The organism is Streptomyces sp. NPDC088766 (genome assembly GCF_044750845.1).
GTDB lineage: Bacteria > Actinomycetota > Actinomycetes > Streptomycetales > Streptomycetaceae > Streptomyces.
Genome location: NZ_JBIVKQ010000026.1, coordinates 117,051 through 127,866, shown reverse-complemented (window position 1 = coordinate 127,866; position 10,816 = coordinate 117,051). Strand labels below are relative to the sequence as shown.

The 10,816-nt window shown below is 70.7% G+C and carries 11 protein-coding genes and 1 tRNA gene; 6 read left to right on the top strand and 6 right to left on the bottom strand.

Annotation, left to right across the window (positions count from 1 at the left end; all coding sequences use genetic code 11):
• Window positions 1-91: 91 nt before the first annotated feature.
• The 4 genes from ACIP5W_RS29590 to ACIP5W_RS29575 form a co-directional block, all read right to left on the bottom strand.
• On the bottom strand, window positions 92-922 hold the full coding sequence (locus tag ACIP5W_RS29590) for an MBL fold metallo-hydrolase (RefSeq protein WP_401479999.1): 831 nt from the start codon (window positions 920-922) through the stop codon (window positions 92-94).
• Window positions 919-1,788, bottom strand: coding sequence for an NUDIX hydrolase (locus ACIP5W_RS29585; RefSeq protein WP_401479996.1), 870 nt, complete (start codon window positions 1,786-1,788; stop codon window positions 919-921). Before ACIP5W_RS29585 ends, ACIP5W_RS29590 begins: the two co-directional genes overlap by 4 nt.
• A gap of 109 nt (window positions 1,789-1,897) precedes the next feature.
• On the bottom strand, window positions 1,898-2,362 hold the full coding sequence (locus tag ACIP5W_RS29580; RefSeq protein ID WP_401479993.1) for a RidA family protein: 465 nt from the start codon (window positions 2,360-2,362) through the stop codon (window positions 1,898-1,900).
• Window positions 2,359-2,517: a DUF4177 domain-containing protein gene (locus tag ACIP5W_RS29575; protein WP_003967454.1), complete on the bottom strand. Its 159-nt coding sequence runs from the start codon at window positions 2,515-2,517 to the stop codon at window positions 2,359-2,361. The genes ACIP5W_RS29580 and ACIP5W_RS29575 overlap by 4 nt, the downstream gene beginning before the upstream one ends.
• 117 nt (window positions 2,518-2,634) lie before the next feature.
• Here ACIP5W_RS29575 and ACIP5W_RS29570 point away from each other — a divergent pair, with 117 nt between their 5' ends.
• Together ACIP5W_RS29570 and ACIP5W_RS29565 are read left to right on the top strand one after the other, a co-directional pair.
• On the top strand, window positions 2,635-3,612 hold the full coding sequence (locus ACIP5W_RS29570; RefSeq protein ID WP_401479990.1) for an ArsA family ATPase: 978 nt from the start codon (window positions 2,635-2,637) through the stop codon (window positions 3,610-3,612).
• The gene (locus tag ACIP5W_RS29565; protein ID WP_401479987.1) at window positions 3,609-4,952 is read left to right on the top strand and encodes an ArsA family ATPase; all 1,344 of its coding nucleotides are present in this window, start codon (window positions 3,609-3,611) and stop codon (window positions 4,950-4,952) included. The genes ACIP5W_RS29570 and ACIP5W_RS29565 overlap by 4 nt, the downstream gene beginning before the upstream one ends.
• Window positions 4,953-5,007: 55 nt before the next feature.
• Here ACIP5W_RS29565 and wblA read toward each other — a convergent pair whose 3' ends face one another.
• On the bottom strand, window positions 5,008-5,346 hold the full coding sequence (gene wblA, locus ACIP5W_RS29560; RefSeq protein ID WP_324787120.1) for a transcriptional regulator WblA: 339 nt from the start codon (window positions 5,344-5,346) through the stop codon (window positions 5,008-5,010).
• Window positions 5,347-5,752: 406 nt separating this feature from the next.
• Between wblA and ACIP5W_RS29555 the strand changes: the two genes are divergently transcribed.
• Window positions 5,753-8,038, top strand: coding sequence for a transglycosylase domain-containing protein (locus ACIP5W_RS29555; RefSeq protein ID WP_401479983.1), 2,286 nt, complete (start codon window positions 5,753-5,755; stop codon window positions 8,036-8,038).
• Between the two features lie 108 nt (window positions 8,039-8,146).
• Here ACIP5W_RS29555 and ACIP5W_RS29550 read toward each other — a convergent pair whose 3' ends face one another.
• Window positions 8,147-8,611, bottom strand: a complete 465-nt coding sequence (locus ACIP5W_RS29550) for a GatB/YqeY domain-containing protein (RefSeq protein ID WP_401479980.1) — start codon at window positions 8,609-8,611, stop codon at window positions 8,147-8,149.
• 254 nt (window positions 8,612-8,865) lie between these two features.
• Here ACIP5W_RS29550 and ACIP5W_RS29545 point away from each other — a divergent pair, with 254 nt between their 5' ends.
• From ACIP5W_RS29545 to ACIP5W_RS29535, 3 genes are all read left to right on the top strand, one after another.
• Window positions 8,866-9,792, top strand: a complete 927-nt coding sequence (locus ACIP5W_RS29545) for a metallophosphoesterase (RefSeq protein ID WP_401479977.1) — start codon at window positions 8,866-8,868, stop codon at window positions 9,790-9,792.
• A gap of 117 nt (window positions 9,793-9,909) precedes the next feature.
• On the top strand, window positions 9,910-10,680 hold the full coding sequence (locus ACIP5W_RS29540; protein ID WP_401479974.1) for a Pr6Pr family membrane protein: 771 nt from the start codon (window positions 9,910-9,912) through the stop codon (window positions 10,678-10,680).
• A 56-nt stretch (window positions 10,681-10,736) separates the two neighbouring features.
• Window positions 10,737-10,810: transfer RNA gene (locus ACIP5W_RS29535), tRNA-Pro, on the top strand.
• Window positions 10,811-10,816 lie beyond the last annotated feature (6 nt).

Below are 10,816 nucleotides of genomic sequence, written 5' to 3'. Positions count from 1 at the left end.
GTTCAGACGAAGGCCGCTTCCACGTACGGCAGTTACCGAACCGAGTGATCAAGTACGACGCACCGTTCGACGGCGCACGTTAAAGATCAAGCTAGATGAGGCCGTGCTCCCGGAGGTACTCCAGCTGGGCCCGTACCGACAGCTCCGCCGCCGGCCACAGGGAGCGGTCCACGTCCGCGTAGACGTGGCCCACGACCTCGGCGGGGCTGCGGAGACCGTCCTCCACGGCCGTCTCCACCTGGGCGAGGCGGTGGGCACGGTGGGCGAGGTAGAACTCGACGGCGCCCTGGGCGTCCTCCAGGACGGGGCCGTGGCCCGGCAGGACGGTGCGGACGCCGTCGTCGACCGTGAGGGACCTGAGCCGGCGCAGGGAGTCCAGGTAGTCGCCCAGGCGGCCGTCGGGGTGCGCCACGACCGTCGTACCGCGGCCGAGGACCGTGTCGCCGGTCAGGACGGCGCGGTCGGCCGGCAGGTGGAAGCAGAGGGAGTCGGCGGTGTGGCCCGGAGTCGGGACGACCCGCAGCTCCAGGCCGCCGACCGTGACGACGTCACCGGCGGCCAGGCCCTCGTCGCCCAGCCGCAGCGCCGGGTCCAGGGCCCGCACCTTCGTGCCGGTCAGCCCGGCGAAGCGGACGGCGCCCTCGGCGTGGTCGGGATGGCCGTGGGTGAGCAGGGTCAGGGCGACGCGCTTGCCGGCCCTTCGGGCGGTGTCGACGACCGCGTGCAGGTGTCCCTCGTCCAGCGGGCCCGGGTCGATCACGACGGCCAGGTCCGAGTCGGGCTCGGAGACGAGCCAGGTGTTCGTGCCGTCCAGGGTCATCGCGGAGGCGTTCGGGGCGAGGACGTTGACCGCGCGCGGGGTGGCGGGGCCCGAGAGGACCTGGTCGCGGGGCAGGCCGGGCAGGGCGGCTGCGTCGGTCATGCGGGGCCTCCACCGGCCGGGACGTGCCGGGTGAACTCGTCGTGGCCCGGCCAGGACAGCACGACCTCGCCGTCCTCGAGGCGGGCCCGCGCCAGAACGGGGGTGAGGTCGCGTGCGGGTGCGGCGGCCAGCGCCTCGGCGGCCGTGCCGTACGGCAGCAGCTGGCGCAGGGTGGCGATCGTGGGCGGCATCATCAGCAGCTCGCCCTCGTCGTACGAGGCGGCGGCGTCGGCGGGGCGGATCCAGACCGTGCGGTCGGCCTCCGTGGAGGCGTTGCGGGTGCGCTGGCCCTCGGGGAGCGCGGCGACGAAGAACCAGGTGTCGTAGCGGCGGGGCTCGAACTCCGGGGTGATCCAGCGCGTCCAGGCGCCCAGCAGGTCGGAGCGCAGCACCAGCCCGCGCCGGTCGAGGAACTCCGCGAAGGACGTCTCGCGGGCGACGAGGGCGGCCCGGTCGGCCTCCCAGTCGTCGCCGGTGGTGTCGCCGACGACGGAGTCGGGGGCCGGCCCGGCGAGCAGCACACCGGCCTCCTCGTACGTCTCCCGTACGGCCGCGCACACGATGGCCTGGGCCGCCGTCTCGTCGACGCCGAACCGCTCGGCCCACCACGCGCGCGTGGGCCCCGCCCAGCGCACGTGCAGGTCGTCGTCGCGCGGGTCGACTCCGCCGCCCGGATACGCGTACGCGCCTCCGGCGAAGGCCATGGAGGCGCGTCGGCGCAGCATGTGGACGACGGGGCCGCTGCCGGTGTCCTTCAGGAGCATCACCGTGGCCGCGCGTTTCGGGGCGACCGGGGTGAGTGTGCCGTCCGCGAGCGCACGGATGCGCTGCGGCCAGTCCGGTGGAAACCACTGCCCATTCGCCATGGCCGGAGGCTATCCCGTGACGCCCGAATGTTCGAGAGGTGCCCGAGGTCGGGCGGTACGCCGGTGGCACGGCCCCGTCAGGCCGGCGTCCACCGGACGGGCCGGCCGGCTACTGCGTCAGTTCGACCTGGATCTCGACCTCGACGGGCGCGTCCAGGGGCAGGACCGCGACGCCGACCGCGCTGCGCGCGTGCACGCCCTTGTCGCCGAGGACCTCGCCCAGCAGCTCGCTCGCGCCGTTGAGGACGGCGGGCTGGCCGGTGAAGTCGGAGGCCGACGCCACGAAGCCCACGACCTTCACCACGCGCGCGATGCGGTCCAGGTCACCGGCGACCGACTTGACGGCGGCCAGGGCGTTCAGGGCGCAGGTGCGGGCCAGGTCCTTGGCCTCCTCGGGGGTGACCTCCGCACCGACCTTGCCGGTGACCGGGAGCTTGCCGTCCACCATCGGCAGCTGGCCCGACGTGTACACGTACGGGCCGGACTGCACGGCCGGCTGGTAGGCCGCCAGGGGCGGCACGACCGCGGGCAGGGCCAGGCCCAGCTCGGCGAGCCTCGCCTCGACCGCGCTCACGCCTTCTCCCGCTTCAGGTAGGCCACGAGCTGCTCGGGGTTGTTCGGGCCGGGCACGACCTGGACGAGCTCCCAGCCGTCCTCGCCCCAGGTGTCCAGAATCTGCTTCGTGGCATGGACGAGCAGCGGCACGGTTGCGTATTCCCACTTGGTCATGGGCCGACTTTATCCGCTGCGACGGCGGGGCCCCGTCCCCGGCCATGTGGCCGATCGGACACCGGTTGTCCACAGCCTCCCGATTGACTCGCGCGCCGACTGGTTACGCTCGAAGACGTGAGCAGGCTCCAGGTCGTCAGCGGCAAGGGCGGGACCGGAAAGACCACGGTCGCCGCAGCTCTCGCGTTGGCTCTCGCGACCGAGGGGAAGCGGACGCTTCTCGTCGAGGTCGAGGGCCGCCAGGGCATCGCACAGCTCTTCGAAACGGAGGCGCTGCCTTATGAGGAGCGGAAGATCGCCGTCGCTCCCGGGGGCGGGGAGGTGTTCGCCCTGGCCATAGACCCCGAACTGGCCCTTCTGGACTATCTCCAGATGTTCTACAAACTGGGCGGCGCGGGCCGCGCCCTGAAGAAGCTGGGCGCGATCGACTTCGCCACCACCATCGCGCCGGGCCTGAGGGACGTACTCCTCACCGGCAAGGCGTGCGAGGCCGTGCGCAGGAAGGACAAAAACGGGCGGTTCGTGTACGACCACGTCGTCATGGACGCCCCGCCCACGGGCCGCGTCACCCGCTTCCTGAACGTGAACGACGAGGTCGCGGGCCTCGCCAGGATCGGCCCGATACACAACCAGGCGCAGGCCGTGATGCGGGTGCTGAAGTCCCCGCAGACGGCCGTGCACCTGGTGACGCTGCTGGAGGAGATGCCGGTCCAGGAGACCGCCGACGGCATCGCCGAACTGCGGGCCGCGAAGCTTCCCGTGGGTCGGGTCATCGTCAACATGGTCCGGCCGGAGGTGTTGGACGCGGACGGGCTGGAACTCGTCAGGACGGTGGCGCGTTCCTCTGTTGCGAGGTCGCTGTCCGCCGCGGGACTGGGCGGAGCGCGCCGGGGCGGGCACGCCGAGCGGCTGGTGGACCCGCTCCTGACCCAGGCCGACGAGTACGCCGAGCGGTATGCGCTGGAGCACGAGCAGCGTGCCGTACTGGGCGAGCTGGGTCTGCCGTCGCACGAACTGCCGATGCTCGCCGAGGGCGTGGACCTGGCGGGCCTGTACGAACTCGCCGGCGAGCTGCGGAAGCAGGGGATGTCATGAGCGCGGACCAGCCTCGGGCCCAGGAGGGCTCTCGTCGCCTCTCCCCCGCGCGCGCGCTGGACGTCGATCCCCTGCTCGACGATCCGGGGACCCGCATCGTGGTGTGCTGCGGTGCGGGCGGGGTCGGCAAGACGACGACCGCGGCGGCGCTGGGCCTCAGGGCGGCCGAGCGGGGCCGCAAGGTGGTCGTCCTCACCATCGACCCGGCGCGCCGGCTCGCGCAGTCCATGGGCATCGACTCGCTCGACAACACGCCCCGGCGTGTGAAGGGTGTCGAGGGGGACGGCGAGCTGCACGCGATGATGCTCGACATGAAGCGCACCTTCGACGAGGTCGTCGAGGCGCACGCGGACGCCGAGCGGGCGGCCTCGATCCTGTCGAACCCCTTCTACCAGTCGCTCTCCGCGGGCTTCGCCGGCACGCAGGAGTACATGGCGATGGAGAAGCTGGGGCAGCTGCGGGCGCGGGACGAGTGGGACCTGATCGTCGTCGACACGCCGCCGTCCCGCTCCGCGCTGGACTTCCTGGACGCGCCCAAGCGGCTCGGGTCGTTCCTGGACGGGCGGCTGATCCGGCTGCTGACGGCCCCCGCCAAGCTGGGCGGCCGCGCGGGGATGAAGTTCCTCAACGTCGGGATGTCGATGATGACCGGCACCCTCGGCAAGCTCCTCGGCGGCCAACTGCTCAAGGACGTCCAGACTTTCGTGTCCGCGATGGACACGACCTTCGGCGGTTTCCGCACGCGTGCCGACGCCACGTACAAGCTTCTCCAGGCGCCCGGGACGGCGTTCCTGGTGGTGGCGGCGCCCGAGAGGGACGCGCTGCGGGAGGCGGCGTACTTCGTGGAGCGGCTGGCCACCGAGGACATGCCGCTGGCCGGGCTGGTGCTCAACCGGGTCCATGGCAGCGGCGCCGCCCAGCTGTCCGCCGAGCGGGCGCTCGCCGCCGCCGAAAATCTTGAGGAAACCCGCATTGTCGATCAGGACGGCGGGAAAGCTGGACTTCGTAACTCTCCCGACACGTACGGCAGTTCAGAAGCAACCGCTCCAGGGACACCGGCCGCCGACAGTGGTGCCGGCGGCGGCTCCTCCCCCACCGGCCCTCACCCGGAGCGGTCCGCCGACCAGCTGACCGCAGGCCTGCTGAGACTGCACGCCGATCGTATGCACCTGCTCTCCCGGGAGCAGCGCACCTGGGACCGCTTCGCCTCGCTGCACCCCGAGGTCGCGGTCGCCGAGGTGGCCGCGCTGGCCGGCGACGTGCACGACCTGGCGGGGCTGCGGGACATCGGAGACCGGCTCGCGGCCAACCGGCCGGAGCTGCCCGAGACGGAGGTCTGAGGAGACCCACCGGGGGACGGCCCCCTCAGCGGGGGCCCGTCGGGGGACGGAACCCTCAGCCCACCGCCGCGTAGTTCTCGTACACCTGGTCGTCGTCGAGCGGCACGATGCCCGCTCCGCGCTCGTACTCCGAGCGCGCGGTCTCCAGGAGCCGACGCCAGGAGGTCACGGTCGGCCGCCTGCGCAGCAGTGCGCGGCGCTCGCGCTCCGTCATGCCTCCCCACACGCCGAACTCGACGCGATTGTCGAGCGCGTCCGCCAGGCACTCGGTACGCACCGGACATCCGGTGCACACCGCCTTGGCCCTGTTCTGCGCTGCTCCCTGAACGAACAATTCATCCGGATCAGTAGTGCGGCAGGCGGCCTGCGCACTCCAGTCGGTTACCCAGCCCATACCGGCGCCGTCCTCTCCCGAATCGAGGCTCCCCCACGGCGGCAGCGGCATATTCACCGCCGCCAGTTGAGGACGTTACGGAAGGTGGGCACAGCGCAACACCCCCTTCGGGCCCAATCTTGAATGGTCCGAACGGACTATGCGTAAGCGGCAGATCACCCGGGGGAGTGAGCCTGCGACATGTGCGACCATCCCGGCGAATCAGGACGGTTTGCTTGAGTCACAACGGACGCAGATTGACACACAAGGCGGATTCGGACACGCCCTCATCAGAAACCGAGGAACCTCCGGAACGATTCGGGGTCGCCGGACGTATTGATACGTAGCCCTGCTGCTGTGACAGTTGAGAGCAGCTTAGGCCAAGGCATTGACGCGTGTCCGGCGAATGAGAACGTAGGCTGCCCTCATGCCAAAGAAGAGCTCGGGCGGTGGCCTGACGGCGACCCAGCAGGCCGCCAAGTTCCTCGGTGTCAGCGTGCTCGCGGGAGCCGTACTGGCCGGCATCGCGCTGCCCGCGGTCGGGGCGCTGGGACTGGCCGCGAAGGGGTCGGTGGAGTCCTTCGACGAACTCCCCGCCAACCTCAAGACGCCGCCGCTGAGCCAGCGCACCACGATCCTCGACGCCGAGGGCGACCAGATCGCCACGGTGTACTCCCGGGACCGCACGGTCGTCGACCTCAAGAACATCTCGCCGTACATGCAGAAGGCGATCGTCGCGATCGAGGACTCCCGCTTCTACCAGCACGGCGCGGTGGACCTGAAGGGCGTCCTGCGCGCCCTCAACAAGAACGCGCAGAGCGGCGGTGTCTCCGAGGGCGCCTCGACGCTCACGCAGCAGTACGTGAAGAACGTCTTCGTCGAGGAGGCCGGTGACGACCCGACGAAGGTCGCGCAGGCCACCCAGCAGACCATCGGCCGGAAGATCCGCGAGCTGAAGTACGCGATCCAGGTCGAGGAGGAGCTGGGCAAGAAGAAGATCCTCGAGAACTACCTGAACATCACCTTCTTCGGCCAGCAGGCCTACGGCGTCGAGGCCGCGTCCCAGCGGTACTTCTCCAAGCGCGCCAAGGAGCTGACCCTCCCCGAGTCGGCCATGCTGGCCGGCATCGTCCAGTCGCCCAGCCGGTACGACCCCGTCAACGACGAGGCCGAGGCCGTCAAGCGCCGCAACGTCGTGCTGGAGCGCATGGCCGAGGTCGGGGACATCTCGCGGGCCGAGGCCGACGAGGCGAAGCAGGCACCGCTGGGCCTGAAGGTGACCCAGCCGAAGAACGGCTGCATCACGGCCGTGCAGGGCGCCAGCTTCTTCTGCAAGTACGTCGAGCGGGTCTTCCTCAGCGACCCGGTCTTCGGCAAGACGAAGGAGGAGCGCGCCAAGGTCTGGAACCAGGGCGGCCTCACCATCCGCACGACGCTCGAACCGCAGGCCCAGGCGTCCGTGCAGGACTCGCTGAAGGACCACGTCTACAAGTCGGACAAGGTCGCCGCGGCCGCCACGCTCGTCGAGCCCGGCACCGGCAAGATCCTCGCGATGGGCCAGTCGAAGCCGTACGGCTACGGCAAGAACGAGACCGAGTACAACTTCTCGGTCAACGCCGCGATGGGCGGGTCGAACTTCGGCTTCCCGACCGGCTCGACGTTCAAGCCGTTCGTGGCCGCGGCCGCCCTGGAGCAGGGCAAGCCGGTGACGCAGTCGTACCCGGCGCCGTACCAGATGCAGTACCCGGAGACGGTCCAGACGTGCAGCGGCAAGCCGTGGGTCAACGACGGCAGACCGAAATACAAACTGGAGAACGAGTCCGAGACCGAGGTCGGGCCCTTCGCGCTGAAGGAGGCCATGGAGCTGTCGGTCAACACCTACTTCGTGGAGATGCTCGGCGACATCGGCATGTGCCCCGTGGTGAAGATGACCGACGCCCTCGGCGTCGTCCAGGGCAACGGCGACAAGGTGCCCGAGGTGCCGTCCTCGATGACCCTCGGTTCGACCGGCCTCTCACCGCTGACGATGGCGAGCGCGTACGCCGCGTTCGCGAGCCGCGGGATGTACTGCACGCCGGTCGCCATCGAGTCGATCACCCAGACCGTGGGCGGTGCGAAGAAGTCGCTGGAGGTCCCGAAGTCGACCTGCTCGCGCGCGATGAGCGAGAAGACCGCCGACAGCATCAACACCCTGCTGAGCGGTGTGACCGACTCCGGTACGGGCAAGCAGGCCGGCCTGTCCGGCCGCGCGAACGCCGGCAAGACGGGTACGACGGACGAGCGCAAGAACGCCTGGTTCGTCGGCTACACGCCGAACCTCTCGGGTGCCGTCTGGGTCGGCAGCGCCTCCCAGAAGGTCAAGATGACCAACATCTCCATCGGCGGCACCTACCACGCCCAGGTCTACGGCGGTGACACTCCCGGCCCGATCTGGCGGGACGCCATGACCGGCGCGCTGGAGGGCAAGGAGGCTCCCTCCTTCAACCTCATCACCATCCCGAGCGGCGAGAAGGACCCCAAGGAGGACGGCCGCGGCGACAACGGCCGGGGCAACGGGAACGACGACGGGAACAACGGCGACGAGGGCTTCATCGGCGGCCTCGTCGACGGCGGCACGACGGGTGACACCTCCGGCGGCATCACCTTCCCGGACAACCTGTTCCAGGGACAGGGCAACGGGAACGGCGGGAACGGGGGCGGGGGACGGGGCTGAGACCCCGGCGCCTCTTCCACGGCTACGGCCCCTTCCCCCCTTCCGGGGGACAGGGGCCGTAGCCGTCGCTGTTGGGCGCAGGGTCCAGGTGTCCTGCGCCGGGCCAGGTCAGCCCGCGAGGGCCTTCTTGACCACGGCGGCGACGCGGCCGCCCTCCGCCAGACCGGCCACCTTCGGGTTCACGATCTTCATGACGGCGCCCATCGCCCGCGGCCCCTCGGCACCGGCCGCCCTGGCCTCCGCGACGGCCTGGGTGACGATGACCTCCAGCTCGTCGTCGCTGAGCTGCTTGGGCAGGTACGCGGCGAGGATCTCGCCCTCCGCCCGCTCCCGCTCGGCCGACTCCGCGCGACCACCCTGCGCGAAGGCGTCCGCGGCCTCGCGGCGCTTCTTCGCCTCGCGGCTGATCACCTTCTGCACCTCGTCGTCGGAGAGCTCGCGCTTGATGGTGCCCGCGACCTCTTCCTTCGTGATCGCGGTGAGGGTCAGCCGGAGCGTCGAGGAGCGGAGCTCGTCGCGCTCCTTGATCGCAGCGTTGAGGTCTTCCTTGAGCTTCGACTTGAGCGTGGTCATGAGGGTGATTGTCGCAGGTGCGGACGGAACGTCGCCCCTTCATTTACGCCCGCTCGCCGACGGCTCCTCACGGGCCGGCCCGCGGCGGGCGTCCCGGCGGACGTCCGCGGGGTGCGTGGGCGGCCCGCGCCGGCGGCCTGCACGGGCGGCGTTCCTTCCCGGGGTGGCGCGTCAGGGACAACTGAGGGGCGGCTCAGGGAGGTTCCGGGGACGGTGAGGTCCTGGCCGCCGAACGGGTCTGACACGATGGTCGTATGCGCGCGCGATACGGAGTACCTCTGTCCATCGCGGCGGCTGGCGCCGCCGGTCTGGTGTACGCGGCGGGTTTCGAGGCCCGCTCCTTCCGCCTCCGAAGGGTGACGGTCCCCGTCCTCCCCGCCGGGATGCGCCCCCTGCGCGTGTTGCAGGTCTCCGACATCCACATGGTGAGCGGCCAGCGCAAGAAGCAGCGCTGGCTGCGCTCACTGGCCGGCCTGCGCCCCGACTTCGTGATCAACACCGGCGACAACCTGTCCGACCCGGAGGGCGTCCCCGAGGTCCTCGACGCGCTCGGCCCCCTGATGGAGTTCCCGGGGGCGTACGTCTTCGGCTCCAACGACTACTACGGCCCCAAGCTGCGCAACCCCGCCCGCTACCTGTTCGAGAAGGCCCAGGGCCGGCACGGGCTGAACGGCAACGCGCCCGCGGTCAACGTCGTCCACAACCCGTGGGAGGACCTGCGCGACGGATTCGACGGCGCGGGCTGGCTCAACCTCACCAACACCCGCGGCACCCTGAAGGTCGAGGGCGTGTCGGTCGAGCTGACGGGACTGGACGACCCGCACATCAAGCGGGACCGGTACGCGCAGGTGGCCGGCGGCCCGTCGGAGACGGCGGACTTCTCGATGGGCGTCGTGCACGCGCCGTATCTCCGCGTCCTGGACTCGTACACGGCGGACGGCTACCCCCTGGTCCTCGCCGGCCACACGCACGGCGGCCAGCTCTGCATCCCCTTCTACGGCGCCCTCGTCACCAACTGCGACCTGGACACGGACCGGGTGAAGGGCCTGTCCACCCACACGGCGGAGAGCAGGACCGCGTACCTGCACGTGTCGGCCGGCTGCGGCACCAACCGCTACACACCCGTGCGGTTCGCGTGCCCGCCGGAGGTGACGCTGTTGACGTTGGTGGCGAGGGAGTAGGGGGAGGGGTTTGGGGGGGCTGGGCGCCAAGGGCTGACGGGTAGGCAGAGAGAAGCGCCTTCCCTCGAACAGACCACCCGTATCGCCCCTTTTGCCCCCTCTCCCTAGCGTGAAGGCATGACCGCCCCGATACCCAGGGACATGCCGGACCTGCCGGCGATCCCGCGGACCCACGCGCTCCTGCCCTCCTTCGTCCCCGCCTCCGCGGTGGTGGCCCCGGCGCGCCGCCCGCTGGCAGGCGTCCTCCGGCTGCTCGTCGCGGGGACGGCGGCCGGGTCCGTGACCCTCGCACTGCTGCTCGGCAGCCCGCTGCGGGTGCTGAGCCACTTCTCGGTCCAGAGCACGATCCTGCTGGCCCTGGTCACCCTGGCGTCGGCCCGCCGCGTCTGGACGGCCCGCCGCCCCCTCCCCTCCGCCCTGACGGGTGCGGCACTGCTCTACGCCGTGGTCAACGGGCTGGTGTACCACTTGCTGCTGGCGGACGCGGCGAGTCCGTACTCGGTGACGGGCACGACAGGCGCCCCGACGGGCTGGCACGCGGTCGCCCACCACCTCCTGCACACGGTGATCCCGGCGGCGGCCGTCCTGGACTGGCTGCTGCTGACGGCCCCGGCCCACCTGCACCTGCGCCAGGCGGCGACCTGGATGGTCTACCCGCTGGTCTACCTGGGCTTCTTCCTGGCCCGCGCCGCACTGATCACCGCCGGCGCGCCCGACCGCTACTTCTACCCCTTCCTCGACGCCGCGGCCCACGGCTACAAGCACACCCTGGCCAACGCGCTCCTCCTGGGCCTCTCCCTCTACGCCCTGGCCGTCCTCCTGGTCGCCCTCGACCACGCCCGCCCGAACCCCGTCCGCCACCGCATCAAAACCGGATTTCGTCTCTAGCCACCGGTGGGCTAAAGTAAACGACGTCGCCGCGACAAGCAGTAGAGCAGCGACATCGGGGTGTAGCGCAGCTTGGTAGCGCGCTTCGTTCGGGACGAAGAGGTCGTGGGTTCAAATCCCGCCACCCCGACAGAGA